Below are 22,557 nucleotides of genomic sequence, written 5' to 3'. Positions count from 1 at the left end.
CAGCGAGACATGACATACCCACCGAACAACGACCCGTACGGCAACCAGCCGCCCCAGTACGGCCAGCAGCCGCCACAGCAGCCGCAGTACGGTCAGCCCCAGCAGCCGCAGTACGGTCAGCCGCAGTACGGCGCGCCGGCCGGTTACGGTGCCCCGGCGGTCAACCTCGCCGGCTGGGGTCCGCGCGTCGGCGCGTTCATCATCGACGCGCTCTGCGCCGCGCCGTTCTACATCCTGGCCGGCATCCTCGGCAACGGGGACAACGGGCTCAACATCTTCTACTTCATCTTCTGGCTGCTGGGCCTGGCGGTCCAGGGCTACAACCGCTGGTACCAGGCCGGCAAGACCGGGCAGAGCTGGGGCAAGAAGGCCCTGGGCCTGCGCCTGGTGGGCGAGCAGAGCGGTCAGCCGATCGGCGCCGGCCTGGCCTTCGGTCGCGACATCGTGCACCTCCTCGACGCCATCCCCTGCTACATCGGCTACCTGTGGCCGCTGTGGGACCAGAAGAAGCAGACGTTCGCCGACAAGATCCTGAAGACGCTCGTCGTCAAGTGACGCAGTGAGTGCCGGCCGCTCGCGAGAGCGGCCGGCACTCAGCCTTGCCTTCGCCTCGCTATTGCCACCTCTATGCAATAGCCACGGACACCTAATATGCTGACGTCTCCGGTGGCCGGTGGGAGGCAGCAATGGACGTGCGGGCGATGCACATCGCCAACGGGATCGTGAACGGGCCGGTCTCGGCGATCTTCGCGGTGTTCGCGGTGGCGGCGCTCGCCTACTGCGTGCGGCGCGGCCGGGCCGATCTCGACGAGCGACTCGCGCCGATGGCCGGGCTGGTCGCGGCGTTCATCTTCGCGGTGCAGATGCTCAACTTCCAGGTCCTGCCGGGCGTCTCCGGGCACCTGCTCGGCGGCACCCTCGCGGTGATCCTGGTCGGCCCGTGGGTCGGCGCGCTCTGCGTGTCGACCGTGCTGATCGTCCAGTGCCTGCTGTTCGCCGACGGCGGCCTGACCGCGCTCGGGCTGAACATCACGAACATGGCGCTGCTCGGCACCGCGGCCGGCTACCTGCTGGTGGTGGGCCTGCTCAAGGTCTTCAAGAACCTCGGCGCGACCGCTCTCATCGCATCGGTCGTCAGCGTCGTGGTCGCCTCGCAGGGCTTCGTCCTGGAATACGCGCTCGGTGGCACCACCTCGCTGTCGCTGTCCACGATCGCCGGCACGATGGCCGGTGTGCACGTTCTGATCGGCATCGGTGAGGGCCTGATCGCGGCCACCACCGTCGCCACGGTCGCTCGTGTCCGGCCCGACCTGGTCTACGCGCTGCGCCGGTTCCGCACGCCGGCGCCGGTGGAGGTGGCGGCATGAAGAAGAAGTGGTTCTGGTTCGCCGGACTGTTCGTCGCGCTGGTGCTCGCCGGCGTGGTCAGCAACTTCGCCTCGTCCAGCCCCGATGGCCTCGACGCGGCCGCCCGCCAGGGCTGCACCTTCAACGCCGACGACGAGATCACCGGCGGCACCTGCATGGCCCAGCAGGAGAAAGACCACCAGCTGGGCGGTTCGCCGCTCGCCGACTACGGGATCAAGGGCATCGACAACCCGTACGTCTCGACCGGTCTGGCCGGGGTGGCCGGAGTGCTGATCACCTTCGCGATCGGCGGTGGCCTGTTCTGGGTCGCCCGGCGCCGCACCCACGTATGAACAACACCCTGCACCTGGACCGGCCGAGCCCGGTGCACCGGCTCGCACCGGAGGTGAAGATCGCGGCGACCGTGCTGTTCACGATCGTCGTGGTGGCCACGCCGCGGACCGAGTTCGTGGCATTCGCCGGTTACGCCGGGCTGCTCGCGGTGGTGGCGGTGCTGGCTCGGATCCCGGCTCCCTGGCTGCTCAAACGCTCCACGATCGAGCTGCCGTTCGTACTGTTGGCGGTGTGGTTGCCGTTCGCCGGGCACGGCGAGCGAGTCGACTGGCTGGGCCTTTCGCTCTCGGTCGACGGGCTCTACGGCGCGTGGAACATCTTCGCCAAGGGCACCCTCGGGGTGCTGGCGTCGCTGCTGCTGGCCGCGTCCACCACCAGCCGTGACCTGATCCTCGGCCTCGACCGGCTGCGCTGCCCGTCGGTGTTCACCCAGATCGCCACGTTCATGCTGCGCTACCTGGACGTGCTCGCCGACGACGCCCGCCGGATGCGGATCGCCCGGCTGTCCCGCGGCTACGACCCCCGCTTCCTCTGGCAGGTCAAGGCGTTCGCGGTCGGCATCGGCTCGCTGTTCCTGCGCGCCTACGAGCGGGGCGAGCGGGTCTACCTGGCCATGGTGTCGCGCGGCTACACCGGGCGGCTGCCCGCCTCCGAACAGGGCCGGGCCCCGGTCGCACAGTGGGTGGCCTCGGCGCTGCTGCCGGTCGCATCGGCCGGCATCGCGCTGGTTACCGTTCTGTCATGACCCCGACGCTGCGGATCACCGGACTGCACTACGCCTACCCCGACGGGAGCGTGGCACTGCAGGGCGTCGACCTCACCGTGGCCGAGGGTGAGCGGGTGGCCCTGCTCGGCCCCAACGGCGCCGGCAAGACCACCCTGGTGCTGCACCTCAACGGCATCCTGCACGGCGCAGCGGGCTCGGTGGAGATCACCGGCGTACGCGTCGACCCCACCGACCGCGCCCGGCTCGCCGACATCCGCCGCCGCGTCGGCATCGTCTTCCAGGACCCGGACGACCAGCTGTTCATGCCCACGGTCGCCGAGGACGTCGCGTTCGGCCCCGCCAACCTCGGCGTCCGCGGGCCCGAGCTGCAGCAACGCGTCGACGAGGCGCTCGACGCGGTCGGCATGGGCGCCTACCGCGACCGCGCCCCGCACCACCTGTCGTTCGGTCAGCGCCGCCGGGTCGCCGTAGCCACCGTCCTCGCCATGCACCCCGAGGTGCTGGTCCTCGACGAGCCGTCGTCCAATCTCGACCCGGCCAGCCGCCGCGAGCTCTACGAGATCCTCACCGGGCTGCCGATCACGATCCTGATGGTCACCCACGACCTGCCGTACGCGATGCAGCTGTGCCCCCGCGCGGTGATCCTCGACGGCGGCCGGATCGTCGCCGACGCCCCCACCGGCGAACTGCTCGCCGACGCGGCCCTGATGGAGAAGCACCGGCTGGAGCTGCCGTTCGGCTTCAATCCCGTTCGTTCGTAGCCCGGGGCGACCCGGATTGGTCGCCGACGGCTATCTCACAACCGCCAAGCCGCCGCCCCTCCAGGGGCGAATTCCGTGCCGAGAGCAACGTCCCGGCACGGAAGGACACCACCATGACGCTCAAGCGGCTGGCTGCCACGCTCGGCGTGGCCGCCCTGCTCGCCGGCTCGGTGTACGGTCTCGGCCCCGGCTCGGCCACCGCATCGAGCCACCGGGAGGCGCCGCTCATCGCCGCCGACCCGGCCGTCGACAACACCGACCTGTACGCGTTCGTCAGCCCCGAACGCCCCGGCTACCTGACCTTCATCGCCAACTGGCAGCCGTTCGAGGAGCCCAACGGCGGCCCCAACTTCTTCCCGTTCGCCACCGACGCCACCTACCTCATCAAGGTCGACAACGACGGCGACGCCAGGCCCGACGCCGTGTTCCGCTGGAAATTCCAGAACATCGACAAGCGCGGGAACAGCACGTTCCTCTACAACAACGGCCCGGTCACCTCGCTCGACGACGAGAACCTGCTGTTCCGGCAGACGTACACGCTCGAGTCGTCGTTCAACGGCGAACCGTTCAAGACCCGCGCCCAGGGCGTGCCGGTCGCGCCGTCGCAGGTCGGGCGGGCGTCGATGCCCGACTACGGCACGCTGCGCGACCAGGCCACCCGTACCCTGCCCGGGGGTTGGAAGACCTTCGCCGGTCAGGCCGACGACCCGTTCTTCCTCGACCTGCAGGTCTTCGACCTGCTCTACGGCGGTGACCTGAGCGAGACCGGCACCGACACGCTGGCCGGCTACAACGTCAACACCATCGCCCTGCAGGTGCCGTTCTCCGACGTCGCGCTGCGCGGCGACGCCGCCCGCAACCCGGTGGTCGGCATCTGGACGACCACGGAACGGGATCGGATCCGGGCGGCCGACGGGTCCTCCTCCGGCGGCGGCAAGGTGCAGGTCTCCCGCCTCGGGAACCCGCTGGTCAACGAGGTGGTCGTGCCGGCCGGCCTGAAGGACACCTTCAACGCCACCCCGCCCGAGCGGGACGCGAAGATCCCCGCCCTGGTCAAGCGGGTGACCAACCCCGAGGTGCCGCAACTGCTCCAGCAGATCTACCAGATCCCGGCGCCCGCGACGCCCCGCAACGACCTCGTCGAGATCTTCCTGACCGGCATCACCACCAAGGCCGGCGGCCCGATCAAGGCCGACCTGAATTCGCAGCTCAACAACGCGGACGTACGGGCCGGGAAGTTCCAGCCCTCGGAACAGCTGCGACTGAACCTGTCCGTCCCGGTGGCCGGGCAGCCGAACCGGCTCGGGGTGCTCGGCGGTGACCTGCAGGGCTTCCCGAACGGGCGGCGGCTCACCGACGACGTGGTGGACATCGAGTTGCAGGCCCTGGTCGGTGCCGCGCAGACCGGCAAGCTGGTGGACGCGCTCGCCACCGGCGACGGCGTGGACGCCAACAACACCGGCTTCGGCGACCGATTCCCCTACCTGGCCCTGCCCAACGCGGTCGCGGTGAACACCTCGTCATCCCCCGCCGCCTCGGCTCCCCCCGTCGGCGCCGGCCTGCCCGACGCCTCGCAGTCCGGTGGGATCGCCGCCCCGGCCGCGAACCTCGCCGCCGCCGAGTCGACCGACTCCTGGATGACCAAGCCCGTCGCCTATGCGACCGGCGCGACCGGCTTCGGTGCCCTGATCCTCGCCCTCGGCCTGTTCGCCTTCATGCGGCGCCGCCGGCGCCCGCGGGTCGTCGCCGACCCGGATCAGACGCTCCCGATGTGAACCACCCCGGGTGGGCGCCCCCCGCGTCCACCCGGGGTCTCTCCTGTGGAGGAACACCGTGCGCCGCATCCTGTTCTGCCTCGGCCTAGTGGCCGCCCTGCTGCTCGTGGCCGGCATCGTGACCCGGCCCCGGAACACTCCCGTCTCCGCCGCTCAGCCCTCTGCTCCCCGGGACAACCGGATCGCCCGCGCCCAGCAGCACCTGCGCGACGTGCCCGGCGACTGGGCCGGCTGGGCCGCGCTCGGCGGCGCCTACCTCGAGCAGGCCCGGGTCACCGCCGACCCGGCGCTCTACCCTCAGGCCGAACAGGCCGCCCGCAAGTCCCGGGCACTGCGCCCCAACGGCGACGCGCTGATCGTGCTCGGCGCGCTGGCCAACGCCCGCCACGACTTCAGCACCGCCCGCGACCAGGCAAAATCCGCACTCAAGATCCAACCCAACGACGGCGACGCGTACGGCGTACTGGCCGACGCCCTCACCCAACTCGGCGACCGGCCGGGCGCCACCGAGGCCGTGCAGCACATGCTGGACACCCGCCCCGGCCTGGCCGCGTACGCCCGCGCCTCCTACGACCTGGAGTTACGCGGCCAGATCGGGCCGGCGGAATCGTTGATGCGGCGGGCCCTGTCCGACGCGGTGGACCCGCACGACGCTGCGTTCTGCCACACCCAGTTGGGCGACCTGGCCTTCGGCCGGGGAGACCTGCGGTCCGCCGCCGACGAGTACGCCGCGGCGCTGGCCGCCGATCCCTCCGCCACCGCCGCCCAGCGCGGCCGGGCCCGGCTCCGCGCGGCGCAGGGCGACCTGCCCGGCGCCCTGGCCGACTACGCCGACCTGACCGCCCGCCTGCCCGGCCCGGCCTACCTGATCGAGTACGCCGAGCTGCTCAACATCGCCGGCCGCCCCGCCACCGACCAGCTCTTTCTGGCCGCCGCCGCCCAGCAACTGTTCACCGCCAACGGCGGCCAGGACGGCCTCACCACCGCTGCCCTGGCCCTGGCCACCGGCCGCCCCGCCGACGCGGTGGCCGCCGCCCGGGCCGAGTGGTCCCGCCGGCACCATCCGGACGTGGCCGACACGCTGGCCTGGTCGTTGCACGCGGCCGGCCAGGACACCGAAGCCCTCCGTTACGCGCGTCTGGCCGGCACCCAGCCCGCTTCCTACGCCTACCACCTGGGCGTCATCCATCTGTCCCTCGGCCACGTCGCCGAAGCCCGCACCGAGCTGAGCCGCGCTCTGGCCACCAACCCGTACTTCTCACCCACCGACGCCCCCAACGCCCGCCGCGCCCTCGGAGCCCTCCGATGAGAATCCGCCGCCTGCTGACCGTGCTGGCCGTCACCGCCGCCGCCGTAGCGTTCCTGGCCACGCCGGCCCAGGCCCACCCGCTCGGCAACTTCTCGATCAACCAGTACGCCGGCCTCACCCTCAGCCCGTCCCGGGTCGACGTGCTGGCCCTGGCCGACATCGCCGAGATCCCGACCCTGCAGGACAGGCCCCAGATCGACATCGACGGCAACGGCCAGTTGTCCCCCGCCGAGACCGCGGCCTACGCGGTGTCGGAGTGCGGCCGGTACGCGACCGGCCTGTCCGTCACGGTCGACGACAACCGTCTGAACTGGACGGTCACCGCGCCCACCTACCAGATCAGGCCCGGTGCGGGCGGTCTGGCCACCAGCCGCCTCTCCTGCCGGCTGTCCGCGCCGGCCGCGCTGACGAGCCGGGCCACCCTCCGGGTGACCAACGACTACCGCGCCGGCCGGGTGGGTTGGCGCGAGCTGACCGCGACCGCCGACGGCGTACGCCTGAACTCGGCGTTACCGGCCACCAGCGTCAGCCACGAACTCACCGATTACCCCCGGGACCTGCTCTCGTCGGCCCCCGACGTGCGGTCAGCCGTTATTCGGACCGGTGAATCCGGCACCGCCGCGACCGCCAAGCCCGGCCTGAGCGGTGCCGCCCCCGATTGGCTGGCCGCCGCCCAGTCCCGCATCGAGTCGGCCGTCGGCGGCCGACTGACCCCGGTGGTGGTCGCCCTGGCGTTCCTGCTGGCCCTGCTGCTGGGCGCCGGCCACGCCGCCCTGCCCGGCCACGGCAAGACGGTGATGGCCGCGTATTTCGCGGGCCGAAAGGGCCGGGTAAGGGACGCCCTGGCCGTCGGCGGCACGGTGACCCTCGCCCACACCGGCGGCGTCCTGGCGGTAGGCCTGCTGCTGACAACATCAACGGCCCTGGCCGGCGAGCAACTACTGTCCTGGCTGGCCGCCGCCAGCGGCCTGCTGGTGACGACAGTAGGCATCGGAATGCTGGTCACGGCCCTACGCAATCGGCGCCGCCAGCCCAGCCACCACGAGCACGAACTTTCCGGCCATCGTGGGCACGGGCATTCGCACCGTCTTCGGGGCCGGCATCGCCACGATGGTCATTCGCACGGGCACGACCAGCATGGCGGTGGCCATTTCCACTCTCCCGGTGAGCATGGGCATGGGCGGCTCGGGCTGGCCGGGATCGGGCTGGCGGGTGGGCTGGTGCCGAGCCCTTCGGCGCTCGTGGTGCTGCTGGGCGCGATCGGGTTGGGGCGCACGATGCTCGGCGTGCTGCTCGTCCTCGCGTACGGAATAGGGATGGCCGGCACCCTCACCGCCGTCGGTCTCCTCCTGGTCGTCGCCCGGCGCAGGCTGGGCGGCTTCGCCGCCCGCGCGGGCCGTACCACCCGCCTGCTGAGCCGCCTCGCGGCCGGCGCACCCACCGCCACCGCAACCCTGGTCGTCCTGGTCGGCTTGGGCATGGGCCTCCGCGCCGTGTCCTGACCGTTCGCCTGCTCTCGTGCCTTCCCGAGCCTCTGCGGCAAGCGCTCCCACCTAACGGGCCGCAGCCTGTGGGGTTGACCTCGGGGTGGTGGGGGCGTTTTGCTGCCGGGCATGAGTGAAGCCAGCGTTGAGCGGCGGCTGTGGTCGTTGTTCGAGCCCGTGCATGCGGTCACCTACTTCGCGCCCGAGGGTGGGGCCGCTTTTGAGGCGGCCGGGCTTCGGGGGTATTGGCGGCGTTATTTTGCCGGGCGGGCGGCGCCGCTCGGGGCGGTCGGGGCCGGACCGGTCATTGCCGCGTTCTTCGGGTTCGCGCCGGGCATGGTCACCCGGGCGCTGCCGGACATCTGGACCCGGATCACGCCGCAGGCCGCGCTCGACGCCCGGCGGGACGGCGCCCGCGCCGCGCTGGAACCGCTGCTCGACGGCGTGCCCGTGGATGAGGTCGCCGATCTGCTGGAAGGCGCCGCGCGGGCGGTCGACCGGCCGGGGCGGGTGCTCGGGGCGGCCAACGCCGACCTGCCCTGGCCCGACGAAGCCCTCGACCGGCTCTGGCACGCCGCGACGATTCTGCGTGAGCATCGGGGTGACGGGCACGTGGCCGCGCTGCTCACCGCCGGGGTCGACGGCTGCGAGTCGCTGGTCTGGCGGTGCGGCCGGGACGGGGTGCGGGAGAGCATGCAGCCGGCACGGGGCTGGACCGATGAGGAGTGGGAGGCGGCCGCTGGTCGGCTGCGGGAGCGGGGCTGGCTCGCCGCGGACGGTTCGACCACGATCGTCGGCGAGGAGGCGTACGCCGAGGTGGAAGCCGTCACGGACCGCCTGGCCGGACGCCCGTGGCGGGAACTCGGCGCCGCCGCCACCGAGCGGTGCGCGACGCTGCTCGAGCCGATCGCGGCCCGGATCCTGCCGTTGCTGCCCGACAACAACCCGATTCCGCTCCGGCCTCAGGGGCAGGCCGCGCGGTAGCCGACGTCCGGGATCGGACCACCTCGGACAGGTACGCGGCGCCGGGGTCAGGGCGGTGACGGCCGGCGCCGCGTACGGGGACGGGCCGATGCGGGTGTTCACCGGCCGCCTCTCCGGAGTGTGCGAGCACCGGCGGTCGGTGACCTCCTACCTCCTGGCGAAATGACCAGCCGGTTCGCCGATTTGGGACGGCGCTTTCCCGGCGTACGCATGCTGCCGAAACTCTCGGTCCTGGATCGCCGATAGTTTCCGAAACTTATTGACACATTTCGATGGGCTGGCCAAGACTGGACGATGCTCCCCGGGAGCGCTCCCATACCGTCCGTAAAGGAGCCCCTGTGATTCCCCGAAGAATCGGCTCGGCCATCGTCGCGCTGGCGGCAGCGGTCGCGGCCATCTCCATCCCCGCCCTCACCACCCCCGCCCAGGCCGCCGTCGGCGTCGAGGACGAAGGTGCCGGCTGCGCGGTGCCCACCCTGCCCGACGCCGGCTCCCTGCCCACCAACGCCAAACTCCCCGACCCCTTCAAGAAGATCGACGGCACCCGGATCACCAACGTGGCCGACTGGACGTGCCGCCGCGAAGAGATCAAAAAACAGGCCGAGAAATACGTGTACGGCGAGAAGCCCGCCAAGCCCAGCAGCGTGACCGGCACGGTGTCGTCCACCAACATCACCGTGAACGTGTCGCACCAGGGCAAGAGCTCCAGCTTCTCGGCGAGCGTCTCGCTGCCCAGCGGCACCGGCCCGTTCCCCGCCGTCGTCGTCCTCGGCGGATTCGGGGCGGACACCAACACCATCAAGGCGGCCGGCGCAGCGGTCATCAACTACGACCCGTACTCGGTAGGAAAAGAAGGAACCGGGCGCACCAACAAGCAGGGTGCGTTCTACAGCATCTACGGCGCGACCAGCCCGACCGGCCTGCTGATGGCCTGGGCCTGGGGCGTCAGCCGGATCATCGACGTGATCGAGCAGTCCGGCGGCAACATCCTGCGCCCCGACGCCACCGGGGTCACCGGTTGCTCCCGGTTCGGCAAGGGCGCGTTCGTCATCGGTGCGTTCGACCAGCGCATCGCCCTGACCATGCCGATCGAGTCGGGCAGCGCCGGCGCGCCGATCTTCCGCGGCATCCCCGGCGAGGGCGCGCAGAGCCTGAGCAGCGCGTACGGCGAGCAGCCCTGGCTCGGCGACGCGTTCAGCCCGTTCGTCAGCGCACCGACCAAGCTACCGATCGACACCCACGAGGTGGTCGGGATGTTCGCGCCCCGCGGGCTGTTCATCATGGACAACCCGCACATCGTCAACCTGGGGCCGAAGTCGGCCAGCGTGGCAGCGCTGGGCGGGGCCGAGGTCTACAAGGCGCTGGGAGCCGGCAGCAACATCACCTACTGGTCCGACATAACCGACGGCAACCACTGCGCGAACCGGGCCGAATGGACCACGCCACTGCAGCAGAACATCCGCAAGTTCCTGCTCAGGACCGGCAACGACCCGGGCACCATCCGAATCTCCAGCAAGGCGCAGGGCAGCCTGTCGAGCTGGGTGGACTGGACGACGCCGGTGCTCGGCTCGGGCCCGTCGACCCCACCCTCGACACCGCCGTCCACGCCCCCCTCGACACCGCCCTCAACCCCGCCGTCCACCCCGCCCTCGTCACCGCCGGCCGGTGGTTGCTCGGCGTCCGTGGCGCTCAATTCGTGGTCGGGCGGATTCGTGGCGACGATCCGGGTGACCGCCGGCTCGTCCCCGATCAACGCCTGGTCCGTGGGCCTGACCCTGCCCTCGGGCGCCACCATCACCAGCGCCTGGAACGTCAACCGCAGCGCCAGCAGCGGCCCGGTCCAGTTCACCAACGTCGCCTACAACGGCAAGCTGTCGGCCGGCGGCTACACCGAGTTCGGCTTCCAGGCCACCGGTAGCAGCACCACCATGACCCCCACCTGCACCGCGACCTGATCCCTACTCACCGCTCGGGCGGTGGCGTCGCTGCCGCCCGAGCCTCACCGGCCCACACGCGTCCGACCGCGACGAGGTCCGCGTCGGCTCGGTCGATCACCAGGATGGTCTCGCCGGTCCGCCTGGTGCGCGGCGTTGGATGATCAACCCCAAGAACGTGAACAGGTTGCCCGGTCGTCACGTCACGCAGGCGCGGAACGCCGACGAAATCACCGTTGAGGGTCACTACGACAGCGATGAGCCCACCTCGGGCCGGAATGTCGAAGACCTCGTTGACGCGAAACTCGATTGCCGTCATGGCGGATTGTTCCTAAACCGTTCCAGGGCCGGGATCTCGCTGTCGTACGCCTCGTCCTCAAGCTCTCGCAACGGCCGGTCGAGGTGCTCCCCGGCCCGTTGCTGGACGACATGAGTGTGCTCGTGGGCGATGGTAGCCGCCAGTGTGTCGTCGTCCGCGAAGCTGGCCGGGCCGAGACGGATCTGCGTGCCGTTCAGCTCGGACGGCGTGTAGGCGCCGGCGTCCATGTAGTCGAGGTACCGGATCTCCTCCGGATCGCTGATGATCACGACATCGACGTCCTCGAGGTCGATATCCATCCGGCCGGCGACGTCGTGGACGTTGTCCAGAGTCATCGGAGTGCCGGGACCGTTGTCGAGGACGTCCTGGTTGCTGCGCACGGGACTCTTGCTGAAGAAGTGCGGGCTCGACGGCACATCCGGCGTTTCCGCTACCGGGTCCGATCGGCTCAGCCGTCGAAGCGCCTGTTTGAGGCCGTCGAGAACGCCGGTCAGGTCGTCGAGTTTGCCGCTCAGCTTGCGGAGGCTGTTCAGGAGTGCGCGAACAAAATGCTGAATCTTGTTGACCCACTTCGCGACCAGGGCCGCGACCTCGCCGACAACGACGGGGGTAGCCAGGCCGAGGGTCAATCCCTCCTCGGCGAGCCACTGCGGAAGCCGCGCCGCGAGGGTGGCCACGAATTGGGCGATCAGGTCACGGACTATGCCGCGGACGAGACCCACCAGCAGCCCCGCGCCTTCGACGGCGTACGAGATCGCCCCCGACGCCGTGGCAATTCCGCCGACCGCCTCGAGTTGCTGGGCCGCATGGGCCCGGTATGCCTCGCCCGCGGCACCGATCCACTCAGCGACCTGGGTGCGCACCGCGTCGGCGTACTGCTGATGAATCTCGATAGTGAACGTCGAGACGTTCCGCCACGTGACGGCGTGCGCGGCGATCTCGTCGGCATTTCCGGCAAGCCAGTCCAGCGCCTCCTTCAGCGGCTTGACGTGCTCCATCAGCCAACTGACACCCCAGGCCACCAGGGAGCCGAGCGGGTCGATCACGGTGGTGAGGACGTCAAGAGTGCCGCCCACCCCGCCCAGCGTGGTGTCCACCCAACTGTTGTCGTGAATTCCGCTGCTGATCTGTGCGGCGTCCTCGACCAGACCGAGACCCGTGTACCAGGTCGTCGAGCTGTGCGCCTCGGCGACCAGCGGGTTGTCACTCACAATGGCAGCACGCTGCCGGAGCCACCGGCATCGTCCACGCGGCGAGCGCTGCCGGTGTCCGCCGCGTCCATCGCCGCGGCGGTCCCTCGCAGTTTCAGCGCGGTCTCGTTCAGTGCGTCCGCCGCATCGGTCATGACCTCGACGGCACTGGAGAACAACGGGCTCAACAAACCGGGCAGGAACTGGCACAACTGCCCGTACGCCCGGCTGTCCATGGTCACCTCGCGCACGGCCGACCTGGCCTGCACCATCCGGTCCGACGCCTCGGTCACCGCGGCAGCGTGGTGCAACACCGAGGCGGCCGGGAACTGCACGCCCTCCGCGCCGGACGTCATCGGTCGTCCTCGTCGCGCGTAGTGGAATACCGGGAATCGAATGACTGGATGACCGCGCGACCGGTTTCGGTGTCTTCGCCGACCGTCGCCCGCACCTCATCGGCCACCCGACGGGAAAGCGCGGCCTGGGCGTTCCGAATGACCAGGAGGATCTCCTGCGCGAGCTGTGAACCGGACAACTCGTGGACCCGATCGTCCAGGTCGAGGCTGTCCACCTGCCCGGTCGCGCCGACCGTCACACGTATCGCGCCATCTCGGCCCTCCGCCGAGCCCGTCAACGCCGCCACGCGCCGTGAAAGCTCCACACTGCGCTGTGCCTGCGTGTTGACCTGCGCTACCCAGGAGTCCAGCCATTCCTCGGCCGCATCGATGTCACTCACTGCACACCACCCATCGACGGTTATTGACAGGTTAGCGAGTTGCGGCCACTCATCCTTTTGGTCATGGGTAGCTAAACACTTTGTCCGTATTTGTACTCACAGCTCGAAACGCCCCTCTCTTGCGCGGGCTCGGCCGGATAGGTCCGTAATGTCCGACCTAACGAGAGCGGAATCCCCCTCCGCTTGTCTACGCAGGAGGTACCTCATGAAGAAGACGATGATTCGGATGTTCGCGGCGGTCGCACTGGCCGGCGCGGCCGGGTCGGTGGCGCTGACGCTGGCGACGGCCGGGTCCGCTTCGGCGGCCGGACGGGGCCCGCAGCCGGTTTCCAACCGGCTGACCACGGTCAAGGCCAACACCCCGAGCTGGGTCAACATCTTCTGGCGTACGAACCGGCCGGTGTGCGCGGTTCGCGTGTCGGTCGACGGTGGCCGCGAGGTGGCCGTTGCATACCCGGGTATGCGCCGCAGCACCACGTTCACCACCGGTGACTCGCTGCGCCCGGGCCGCACCGCCGTCACCCCGATCCGGGTCACCCCGGTCCGCCGGACCAGCGGCGTCTCCATCCTGCGCGCCACGGTGTCCTACACGGACTGCAGCCGTAAGGCCCGCACCCAGTTCACCCAGGCCACCCTGGCGCTGCCGGTCATCCGCACCGGTCGCCCGATGGGCCAGCAGTTCCCCGGCCAGCAGGGTCACCAGGGCCAGCAGGGCCAGCAGTTCCCGGGCCAGCAGGGTCACCAGTTCCCGGGCCAGCAGGGCCACCAGGGCCAGATGCCGGGCCAGCAGCACCAGGCCCCGGTCCAGCACGGCCAGCAGCAGCACCAGGCCCCGGTCGCGCCGGTTGCCCCGGCCGCTCCGGCCGCCCCGGTTCGCCGTTGATCCTCCGGTGACGCCGCTCCCCTGATCTTCCCCGGGGGAGCGGCACCGCCGTTTGTTCAGCAGGTCAGGTTTCCGCCGGCGGAGACGCCGAGGATGCCCACGAACTGGTTGTACAGGTTGACCCGGCTCTGCACCTGGGCCGGGTTTCCGCCGTTGCACTCGATGCTGTTGATCGCCCGGATCGTGGTGCCGAAGCCCTGCCCGTTGACCATGGCGTTGTGCGACGTCGTGCCGGCCGCGCCGGTGCCGGTCATCCAGTACCACAGGCCGGTCTGCCAGGAGATGGACGAGTTGGTGGCGACCAGGTTCGGGTTGTTGAGCAGGTCGACGCCGAGCGCATTACCGGCCGCGTAGTAGTTGAAGTTCCAGCTCAGCTGGATCGGCCCGCGACCGTGGTAGGCGGACTGCCCGGCCGGGCACCCGTACGGCTGCGAGGTGTCGCAGTAGTGCGGCCAGTTCGCCGTGTTGATCTCGTCGATGTAGACCAGGCCACCGGTCTCGTGACCGACATTGGCCAGGAAGGCCGCGGCCTCCTGCCGTTTCACGGCATCGCTGCCGGAGGTCGCGAAGGACGGGTACTTCTTCATGGCGTCAACCAGACCGGCGTACGTGTAAAAGCCGTTGCGTCCCGGGAACATCTGGTTGAACTGGGCCTCGCTGACCACGAACCCGCTGGTGTTCCCGCCGCCGCCGGTGCTGCCACCGCCGCTTCCGGTGCAGGTGTAGGGCGACCAGAACCAGGTGCTGATCACCGGGTCGTACCCCGGGTTCTCGTGGGTGGCCTGGTAGAACTGCCCGTTCGTGTAGCGCACGATGGCGCCGACCGCGTAGGACTGCCCCGCGACCCAGTTCGGGTAGCTGCAGGTGGTCCCGCCGCCGCCACCGCCGGTGCTGCCGCCGTCGCAGGACCCGTTGTCCTGCCAGACCCCCGAGCCGCCGGTGCTGGGGGATTCGCCCTGGGTCCACCACTTGGCGGCCCAGTTGTGGCTGTTGTAGGAGGCGGTCATCCCACCGGTGTACACCGCGCTGTTGTTGTAGGGGGTAACACACGCGGCGGCGGCCTCGGACGCCAACATCGGTGCCACGGCACCGACCAGACCCAGGCCGACGACGGCCAGCAGGGCGAGCAGACGTTTTCTCTTCACGCATCGACGCAACCAAATGCCTCAGGGTCCGTCAATATTTGTAAACAAACTTAAGTAGATCGGGCAACCAGACGTACACCAAAGGGGACCGTCCAGTTGATGTGTTCCGTCCGGCCCGTACCGGTAAACCTTGAAGGGTGACTGAGCCCGGCAAGATGTCTTGGATCGCCCGCATCTTCTTCGCGCTCGTCGCCGTCGGCGCGGTCGTCTGCGGCATGATCGGTTTCCACGACTACCTGCACGGCAAACCGCTGTACGGCAGCGGTCCCCTCGACCTTCTCTACTACAGCCTCCAACTGTTCGTCCTGGACGCCTCGCCGCTGCAGAACGCCGTCGGCCTGCCGCTGTTGCTGCAGATCGCCCGGTTCGCCGCCCCGATCGTGACCGTCTACCTGATCATCCTGGCCACCCAGGCGCTGATCCTCGGCAGCCTGCAACAGGCCCGGATCAACGTCATGCGCGGACACTCGATCCTCTGCGGACCGCACGAACTGACCCGGCGACTGGCCGAGCAGATCCGCGATGAAAAGGGCAAGGTCGTCGTGATCAGCCCCGAGCCCGCCAAGCCACACGTGCGCGGCCGCGCCCTGCACATGGTGGGCGACCCCCGGCGGCCCGCGGTGCTCGCCCGCGCCGGACTGCACCGGGCGAAGGAGGTGATCACCGTCGGGCTGGACAACGTCCGCAACGCCGAGGTGGCCATCGCCGTCGACGCGGTGAACCAGGCGAAGGGTACGAGGGTCGTCTGCTACGCCGAGGCACAGGACCGCGGTCTGTTCGAGGCGGTGATCCGGCAGGAGGTCGGCTCGGACGGCGGCCGCGTCGACGTGTTCTCCCGGCACGACCGCACCGCCCAGGGGTTGCTCGACCACGTGCCCCCGGCCGACCCGGGCTCCCCGGTGCTGATCATCGGTTACGCGGGCCTGGGCCGGATGCTCGTCGACCGCCTGATGCGGTACTGGTCGGAGGCGGCCGGCGCCGCCGACAGCCTCCGCGTGCTCGATCGGGCCCTGTCCGAGACCGATCTGAAAGCCCGCCACCCCGATCCCCAGGGCCGGATCACGGTGACCGCCGCCGACCACGACCCGGCCTGGCTCACCACCATCGACCAGCTCAAGGTGGCCGCGGCCGACGGCACGATGCGGGTCCCGGAGCGGGTCTACGTCTGCCTCGACGACGATGCGACCGCCATCGCGGTGGGCAACGTCGCGCTGCGGCTGCTGGCCGGCCACGAGTCCACCGTGGTGGTCGCGGTGGCCCACAGCTCCTCGCTCGGCGCGGCCGCCGTCCGGCGCGAGGTGCAGACCGGCACCACCATTCCGGCCCCGAGCCCGGTCCGCGAACTGGAGAAAGCCAAGCTCGTGCTGGTCAGCGTCATCCGCACGGTCTACGCGATCGCCGCGATCCGCACCGGCACGAACGAGACGCTGGCCCGGGCCATCCACGACACCTATCTCGAACGGGAGTCGAAGTCACCCAACCCGAGCCCCTCGGCCGTGGCCTGGGAGGACCTGCGCCCCTACCTCCAGGACTCCAACCGGGAACAGGCCTGGGACATCGCTCCCAAACTGGCGTTGATCGGCTACACCGTCATCCCCGCGACCGGCCCGATCACCCCACCGGTGATCAGCGCCGATCACGCGGACATGCTCGCCGAGGTCGAGCACCGGCGGTGGATGGCCGAGCGGATGGCCAAGGGCTGGAGCTACGGCGAGCATTTCGACCGGGCCCGCAAGGTGCACCCCGACCTGGTCGGCTGGGCCGACCTGCCGGAGCCCCGGCGAAAGATCGACCGCGACTTCGTGCTGGCCATCCCCGACCAGCTGGCCACGGCCGGCCTGATCATGGTCCGCACCCGGTAACGCTCACACCAGCCGCACCGTGGTGAGGCAGCACAGGGTTCGGCTCATGACCACCATGCTGGTCGGCCGTCCCTCCACTTTGAGCTCCCGGACCCTATGATCACGAGGCTCATCAACGGGGGACACATGAACAGACGACTGATGGCCGCCGGGACGGCCCTGCTCGCCGCGATGGCAGCAACCATTTTCGGGCCGTCGCCGGCTCAGGCCGCGGATGCACCGATCACCGACGTCGGGCTCGCCGAGGGCACCATTGTCAACGGGCCGATCGCGTTCTGGCCGAAGATTGCCGACGGGGCCGACATCGCGGCTATCAAGATTTACGCCGTCGCCGGCAGCTTCGGGGATGTGTCCCAGGGCGACTACGCGGCGCCGTGGATGCTGGAATGGGACCCGGCATACTTCCGGGACGAGGATGTTTCACTCTCGCTGTTCGCGATCGACAGTGCCGGCAACTGGACCCAGACCGCCCCGGTGACGGTGTATGTCGACAAGAACGGGCCCAAATACCAGATCGAGAACCCGCTCGAGCCCGGGTGGGGTTGGTACCTCAGTGTTCGTCAGCCGATCCAGATCAGCGCCTCCGACCGCGCCGGCGTGAACCGCGTCGAGCTCTGGCAGGACGACAGGCTCGTGCGGACCGTCGGTCTCGGCGACAGCGTCTCCGGCAAGGCGAGCCTCCTGCTCGACCCGGCCACCCGGAACGGCACCGCCAACCTGCGGATCCGCGTCATCGACCGGTTCGGCAACATCACCTGGAACGACTTCGACCCGATCGTCGACAACGACCCGCCGACCGGGATCTTCCGCCCGTCCGGCACGTACCTTCGAGGCACGTTCACCGCCGCGACCGACGATTACCGGGACAACATCTGGGTGCTTTCCATGGCCAGTTATCTCGACGACCACAAGGGCGGCGGGGTCACCAAGGGAAAGCCGATGCGCGTGAGCGTCAACACTCGCGTGGTGAAGGACGGCCGGCACACCCTCTCCTTCGAGCTCGCCGACCTGGCCGGCAACATCGGCACGGTCCGGCGAACCGTCTACATCGACAACACGCTCCCGTCGATCGCCCTGACCTCGGCGCCGAAGAACAATGCCAAGCTGAAGAAGAAGGTCACGCTCAAGGCCAAGGCCGGCGACACGTACGGCGTGGCAACGGTCCAACTGCTCGTCAACGGCAAGGTGGTCGCCGCCGACACGAAGGCCGGTTACCAGTTCACGCTGAACCCGGCGAAGTACGGCAAGAAGTTCACCGCGCAGATGCGGGCCTACGACCGGGCGGGCAACGTGCGTTACTCCGCGAAGCGCACCTATCGCCGCTGACCGCTCTTCTGCGCACCCCGGTCAGGGGCGCGGGATGCCGCCGCCGGAATCCGACGGCAGCGTCAGCTCGGTGCTGGGTCGTTCCCAGATCCGGGTCGGGTCGTACAACGGGTCCACATGCCACAACCGGACGGCGATCGTCGGCGCCAACAGGCGGCCGTCGCGCACACTGGCCGTATTGCCGGTGGCCAGGGTGATCGATGGCAGGTTCAGGGTGGCCAGTTCGTCTCGGGTCAACCGTTCGGCCGGGAGCAGTGCGTCGGCCAGCATGGCGGCGTCGTAGGCCGGGACCAGGAACGATCCCAGGTCGTTGGCCGTGCAGGGCTGGCTGTTCCGTTTGGCCGCGGCGTCGAGGGTGCAGGCGCGCAGCAGTTCCCCCTCGGGTCCGGCCTGGGTTCGGTCGGCGCAGGCGAACCCCGCGGGAAGCTTCAGCAGGGCGGCGGACGCCTGCGCCTGGGCGGTCAGAGTCGCGTACGCCGATGGGCTGAGATCCGCGCAGGCCGGCCCGCTGGCGTAGTAGTCGATCGGCCAGTTCGCGTTGGTCACGGCGCGCAACTGGTAGTCGGCGATGAACCGGCTCACCGAGCTGTCCGCGATGACCAGCCGGGGCTTGCTGTGGCCGCAGAGACTGTTGACCCGCTGGACGAACTCGGCGAACCGGGTCCAGCGATCGGCGAAGAACAACACCGTGGGCGGTCCGTCGGCCGGCCCGGCGCAGACCGAGGCGTCCAGGCCGGCCAGGTCGGGCACCCGGCGGCCGGTCGCGTGCGGCACCGCCCGCAAGGCGGTGAGCAGGTCGTTCACCAGCGACGTCGTGTACTGGTCGGTGGGATCCGGATGCTGAAAGATGTCGAGCCGGAAACCGTCCGGGAAGAGATGGGTCAGCCGGGCCGCGGTGTCCTCGGCGAAGTCCATGTTCGACGCGCCCAGTTGCAGGTAGCCCGGCCGGTCGACGAACGGCCGGCTCGGCGCGCCGAGGTCGGCGAGCAGGTTCGGCGCGATGAACGGGATGCCGGCGTCGAGCAGCCGGTTGATGGCGCGCTGGGTGCTGTCCCGGCTGTCGCCGCCGCCGATGACGACCATGCGGCCGAGCGAGTCTCGCCGCTCGACGATCATCCGGGCCACGTCCTCGATGTGCCGCACGTCCTGGGTGGCGTCGGCGATGACGACGTGCAGCCGGTGGCCGCCGTCGACGGCGGCGAGCTGGGTCTGCGCGAAGAGCAGCCCGCGCAGCTGGTCGCGCTCCGACGGGTAGTCCCGCCCGTCGCTGCACCGGGTGCTGTCGGAGGGCACCGTGTCGCAGGACAGCGAGCCGAGCCAGACGACGGTGAGGTCGCCGTCGTCGATGGAGCGGTTGTTGTTGAGAAGCTTCTGCTGCAGCCCGCGGGTGACCGGGTCGATGCCGAAAGCCTCCGGGGTGAACACGCCGGTGCCGCTGTCGTCGAGCAGCCCGTAGCAGTGCCCCTGCGCGTCGGTGCGCAGCATGATGATGCCGCCGGCGCGGGGCAGCGTGTAGCAACTGTGGGTGACGCCGGGCAGCCACGCGTCCCGGGCCACCCCGAGGGTGCCCAGGGTGACCGTGAGAACCACCAGAACCACCTGGTGCCGCAGCGTGAGCCGGCTTCCGCCGTCGTCCTTGCGGCGGGCGAAGATCCGGCTGTTGAGCTGCCCGAACAGCGGATTGGAGATCACCACGGGGAGCACCACGGCGGCCACCGAGATGGCCAGGCCCCGCGCGTCCGACCCGCCCCGGAACATGTCCGCCGCGAAGACGGTGACGACCGCCAGGATCGCGGCGAGCGCACACACGATCAGCCACGCCGCCGAGTCCTTGCTGGTCAGGGCGCCGAAGAGGCCGAGCAGGGCGGCGACCAGGGCGACGCCGAGGGTGAGACGACCGGTGACGGCGACGTCGACGACCACGACGACTAGGGCGAGTACGGCGGCGAGCGCCGCGTGCTCGGTGAGCGAACTGGCCTTCCTGGTCAGGGTCGATGCCTTCTCGGAACCGTCCACCAGATCCCTGACCCACGCGGGTCCGCGCATCAGGTAACCGCGCAGGTCCTCCCGTCGCCGGTACAGCAACCAGGTGACCACCGCCAACGCGGCGACGACCACGATCGTCACCAGGCCGACCACCGGCCCGCCCAGCAACACGGTGACCAGACCGGCGGCGACCAGTACGAAGGCGATCAGATTGAGCGCGGGCCGCAGCCGTTCGGCCAACTCCCGATTCGTACGCGTGCCCGGGTTACCCTCGGCCTTCTGCTCACCATCGGTCATGGCATCCTCACGTTGCGAAGCCTGGATGGCCCTGATGGTAAGGAACTCTGTCCACAACAGACAGGTATCCTGGAGCGCCTCAAACCGTGACGTTGCCGTCGGCCACGAACGCCATGGTCCGGGCCATCGCGGTTTCCCAGGCCTGCTGTTCAAGCTTGCGGTATTCGAGGATCTTGGCCTCGACCGCCAGTTCGGTGCCGAACTCGGCGTTGACTCGCATCTCACGGATCCGCATCTCGACCCGGCGGCGATGGTGCTCCCACTCGTCGAGCAGTTGGACCGGCGTGCGGGCGAGCACGTTCATCTCGGCCACCGTCAGGGCGGCCTGCGCCTCCATCTGGGCGAGCCGGGTCTCGGCCTCGCCGCCCTGGGCGACCCGCTGCTTGGCGTCCTCGGTGGCGATGGTCTTGAGGAGCGCGGTGTCGCGGACCCGCTCGTACTCCCCGGCCGGCGTGGCCAGCTTCATCACCAGCGGCACCAGGTCGACGAAGACGAAGAAGAGGACCATGAAGACCTCCACCCACAGCACCTGCGGGTGCTGCTTGCTGATCTGGTCGAGGGCGTTCACCCGGGCCAGGTAATCGGTGCTGAAGGTGCCCTCGATCGCGGTGAGGTCGGTGTCCCGCCGCTCGGCGATGCCGTCGGCCTTCGCCCGGCGATCCGCCGCCGCCCTGTCGTCGGCCGCCTGTGCCGTGATGATCTCCTGGTCGAGCGCCTCGATCTCCTTCGTCACCTCGTCGATCCGGTCGCCGACCAGGGCGCAGTTCGGGCCGCAACTGGCCTTGCCGCTGCTCACCCCGCACGCCGTCTTCTGGCTGGGCAGGTTGCTCTGCTCGTAGGTCTGCAGGTTGACCAGGCACTGCTTGTAGGAGAGCCGTTCCGTGCGTCGTTCCAGCAGGTCGGTGGCGGTCGCCTGCGCCACCGGGAGGGCGGCGATGTCCTGCTCGGCCCGGGCGGTGCGCTCGCTGATCGCGGTGCGGCGGTTCTCGTCGATCGTCTGCGTGATCGTGTCGTCGAACCAGAGCAGGACCAGCGGGTGGGCCACGGCGATACCGACAAAGATCGCGAAGACGAACCGCGCCGTCATCGAGACGGCGAGGCTGCCCAGGTGCCCGATCGTGGACTTGTGGGTGGTTGCGACGATGTAGCGGTCGATAGCGAGAACGACACCTCCCCAGAGCAGACCGGCTCCGAAGTAGATCAGCGGCTCGTCGGTGAGGGTGGAGATGGCGTACGACATGGCGCAGATGCCGAGTAGGGCCGGCACGAGGGTGAGCGTGCCGAGGCAGGTGAGCCGGATCTGCTCCGACCGCTGCATGTTGGTGCAGCCGCGGAGGATCACGTCATCGCCGCCCGCGAGCCAGATGAATAGCCGACGCATCCGCGTTCCTTTCCTCGCCAGGACGGCTCAGCGGGCGATTCCGCCGACCCGGTTGTTCAGCGACTCGATGAAGCCGTTGAGCAGCTTGCCGTTGAAATTGAAGTACATGTCGACCTGCTGCAGGGCCGACTGATAAGCCGGTCCCTGCAGCTCGGGCCGGCCAATTTTCTCGATCATGGCAAATTGGGGTTCCATGTCCGTCAGGAACTTGGAGCGCGCTGCATTCATGGTGTCGTTGAGCTCGGAAATCTTGGCGCTGGCGAAGGTGGCGAGTTGGGACTGCAGGTGCATTCCCTGCGCGGCGACCAGCGCGTCCGCGCTCTTGCGGGCGATCTCGATCTGGGCTGCGGTGTAGACCTCCAACAGCTCCCGCCGGGACTCGCTGAGCTGCCGCAAACCCTGAATGCCGATCCGCTGGCGCTCACGTTCGTACTGGCTGGGGAAGAGCCGCTGCCACACGCCGCGCCGGTTCGCCGCCTCGAGTGCGGCCTGCCGCGCACCCGCGTTCTCCGCCCGGATGTAGTCCTGCATACCGGCGGCGACCTCCTTGAGGTCGGAGAGGTTCGTTCCGGGAGTCTGTGAGATCGGCTGAATCGACATTTGCGAGCCCTTCTCGAAGGATCGAAACCTGTCTCGGGTGCAATTCACCCGGCCGGGTGAGAACCGCCCGCGCCGAAATGATCAATGGGGGCCTTTAACGGGTCGCTTACAATTCGTCAGGAAGAGGCCGATGGGTGATCTTCAGATAGCAATAGTGC

21 protein-coding genes are annotated in these 22,557 nt (G+C 69.5%); 13 read left to right on the top strand and 8 right to left on the bottom strand.

The features are described 5' to 3' along the window. Positions 1-9: 9 nt before the first annotated feature. The 10 genes from Ato02nite_RS10580 (at position 10) to Ato02nite_RS10535 (ending at position 10,695) form a co-directional block, all read left to right on the top strand. Complete coding sequence (locus Ato02nite_RS10580; protein WP_213006265.1) at positions 10-555, top strand: RDD family protein; 546 nt, start codon at positions 10-12, stop codon at positions 553-555. Positions 556-686: 131 nt separating this feature from the next. Beyond that, a complete protein-coding gene (locus Ato02nite_RS10575; protein WP_213006264.1) occupies positions 687-1,367 on the top strand; it encodes an energy-coupling factor ABC transporter permease in 681 nt (226 codons plus the stop codon). Continuing rightward, complete coding sequence (locus Ato02nite_RS10570; RefSeq protein WP_213006263.1) at positions 1,364-1,699, top strand: PDGLE domain-containing protein; 336 nt, start codon at positions 1,364-1,366, stop codon at positions 1,697-1,699. The genes Ato02nite_RS10575 and Ato02nite_RS10570 overlap by 4 nt, the downstream gene beginning before the upstream one ends. Beyond that, complete coding sequence (gene cbiQ / locus Ato02nite_RS10565; protein ID WP_213006262.1) at positions 1,696-2,445, top strand: cobalt ECF transporter T component CbiQ; 750 nt, start codon at positions 1,696-1,698, stop codon at positions 2,443-2,445. The genes Ato02nite_RS10570 and cbiQ overlap by 4 nt, the downstream gene beginning before the upstream one ends. Then, a complete protein-coding gene (locus tag Ato02nite_RS10560) occupies positions 2,442-3,188 on the top strand; it encodes an energy-coupling factor ABC transporter ATP-binding protein (protein ID WP_213006261.1) in 747 nt (248 codons plus the stop codon). The genes cbiQ and Ato02nite_RS10560 overlap by 4 nt, the downstream gene beginning before the upstream one ends. A gap of 113 nt (positions 3,189-3,301) precedes the next feature. After that, entirely contained in the window at positions 3,302-4,963 is a 1,662-nt protein-coding gene (locus Ato02nite_RS10555; RefSeq protein WP_213006260.1) for a DUF4331 domain-containing protein, read from the top strand. Between the two features lie 58 nt (positions 4,964-5,021). After that, on the top strand, positions 5,022-6,272 hold the full coding sequence (locus Ato02nite_RS10550) for a tetratricopeptide repeat protein (protein WP_213006259.1): 1,251 nt from the start codon (positions 5,022-5,024) through the stop codon (positions 6,270-6,272). Further along, on the top strand, positions 6,269-7,774 hold the full coding sequence (locus tag Ato02nite_RS10545) for a nickel/cobalt transporter (RefSeq protein ID WP_213006258.1): 1,506 nt from the start codon (positions 6,269-6,271) through the stop codon (positions 7,772-7,774). Before Ato02nite_RS10550 ends, Ato02nite_RS10545 begins: the two co-directional genes overlap by 4 nt. A gap of 111 nt (positions 7,775-7,885) precedes the next feature. Beyond that, entirely contained in the window at positions 7,886-8,740 is an 855-nt protein-coding gene (locus Ato02nite_RS10540) for an SCO6745 family protein (protein WP_213006257.1), read from the top strand. Between the two features lie 338 nt (positions 8,741-9,078). After that, complete coding sequence (locus tag Ato02nite_RS10535; RefSeq protein ID WP_246606421.1) at positions 9,079-10,695, top strand: glucuronyl esterase domain-containing protein; 1,617 nt, start codon at positions 9,079-9,081, stop codon at positions 10,693-10,695. Between the two features lie 7 nt (positions 10,696-10,702). Here the strand turns inward: Ato02nite_RS10535 and Ato02nite_RS10530 are convergent, their stop codons facing one another. From Ato02nite_RS10530 to Ato02nite_RS10515, 4 genes are read right to left on the bottom strand one after another with little or no spacing between them, the layout of a single operon-like run. Beyond that, the gene (locus tag Ato02nite_RS10530; protein ID WP_213006255.1) at positions 10,703-10,993 is read right to left on the bottom strand and encodes a hypothetical protein; all 291 of its coding nucleotides are present in this window, start codon (positions 10,991-10,993) and stop codon (positions 10,703-10,705) included. Further along, positions 10,990-12,204, bottom strand: coding sequence for an eCIS core domain-containing protein (locus Ato02nite_RS10525; RefSeq protein WP_213006253.1), 1,215 nt, complete (start codon positions 12,202-12,204; stop codon positions 10,990-10,992). The genes Ato02nite_RS10530 and Ato02nite_RS10525 overlap by 4 nt, the downstream gene beginning before the upstream one ends. After that, a complete protein-coding gene (locus Ato02nite_RS10520) occupies positions 12,201-12,539 on the bottom strand; it encodes a hypothetical protein (protein WP_213006252.1) in 339 nt (112 codons plus the stop codon). The genes Ato02nite_RS10525 and Ato02nite_RS10520 overlap by 4 nt, the downstream gene beginning before the upstream one ends. After that, positions 12,536-12,919: a YbaB/EbfC family nucleoid-associated protein gene (locus tag Ato02nite_RS10515; RefSeq protein WP_213006251.1), complete on the bottom strand. Its 384-nt coding sequence runs from the start codon at positions 12,917-12,919 to the stop codon at positions 12,536-12,538. Before Ato02nite_RS10515 ends, Ato02nite_RS10520 begins: the two co-directional genes overlap by 4 nt. A gap of 205 nt (positions 12,920-13,124) precedes the next feature. Here Ato02nite_RS10515 and Ato02nite_RS10510 point away from each other — a divergent pair, with 205 nt between their 5' ends. After that, on the top strand, positions 13,125-13,802 hold the full coding sequence (locus Ato02nite_RS10510) for a hypothetical protein (RefSeq protein WP_213006250.1): 678 nt from the start codon (positions 13,125-13,127) through the stop codon (positions 13,800-13,802). 56 nt (positions 13,803-13,858) lie between these two features. Here Ato02nite_RS10510 and Ato02nite_RS10505 read toward each other — a convergent pair whose 3' ends face one another. Then, the gene (locus Ato02nite_RS10505; RefSeq protein WP_213006249.1) at positions 13,859-14,947 is read right to left on the bottom strand and encodes a glycoside hydrolase family 19 protein; all 1,089 of its coding nucleotides are present in this window, start codon (positions 14,945-14,947) and stop codon (positions 13,859-13,861) included. 137 nt (positions 14,948-15,084) lie between these two features. Here Ato02nite_RS10505 and Ato02nite_RS10500 point away from each other — a divergent pair, with 137 nt between their 5' ends. Both Ato02nite_RS10500 and Ato02nite_RS10495 read left to right on the top strand, forming a co-directional pair. Continuing rightward, positions 15,085-16,809 (top strand): RyR domain-containing protein, encoded by a 1,725-nt coding sequence (locus Ato02nite_RS10500; protein WP_213006248.1) that lies wholly within the window; start codon positions 15,085-15,087, stop codon positions 16,807-16,809. Positions 16,810-16,935: 126 nt separating this feature from the next. Then, entirely contained in the window at positions 16,936-18,135 is a 1,200-nt protein-coding gene (locus Ato02nite_RS10495; protein ID WP_213006247.1) for an Ig-like domain-containing protein, read from the top strand. A gap of 21 nt (positions 18,136-18,156) precedes the next feature. Here the strand turns inward: Ato02nite_RS10495 and Ato02nite_RS10490 are convergent, their stop codons facing one another. The 3 genes from Ato02nite_RS10490 to Ato02nite_RS10480 all read right to left on the bottom strand — a co-directional run bounded on the left by Ato02nite_RS10490 (position 18,157) and on the right by Ato02nite_RS10480 (position 22,399). After that, the gene (locus tag Ato02nite_RS10490; protein ID WP_213006246.1) at positions 18,157-20,418 is read right to left on the bottom strand and encodes a type 1 periplasmic-binding domain-containing protein; all 2,262 of its coding nucleotides are present in this window, start codon (positions 20,416-20,418) and stop codon (positions 18,157-18,159) included. A 79-nt stretch (positions 20,419-20,497) separates the two neighbouring features. Then, positions 20,498-21,799, bottom strand: coding sequence for a DUF4407 domain-containing protein (locus Ato02nite_RS10485; protein WP_213006245.1), 1,302 nt, complete (start codon positions 21,797-21,799; stop codon positions 20,498-20,500). Positions 21,800-21,826: 27 nt separating this feature from the next. Beyond that, positions 21,827-22,399, bottom strand: a complete 573-nt coding sequence (locus Ato02nite_RS10480; protein ID WP_213006244.1) for a hypothetical protein — start codon at positions 22,397-22,399, stop codon at positions 21,827-21,829. Positions 22,400-22,557 lie beyond the last annotated feature (158 nt).

Origin of the sequence: Paractinoplanes toevensis (genome assembly GCF_018332695.1) — a bacterium.
Lineage (GTDB): Bacteria > Actinomycetota > Actinomycetes > Mycobacteriales > Micromonosporaceae > Actinoplanes > Actinoplanes toevensis.
This window is presented reverse-complemented; position numbering and strand designations above follow the sequence as displayed.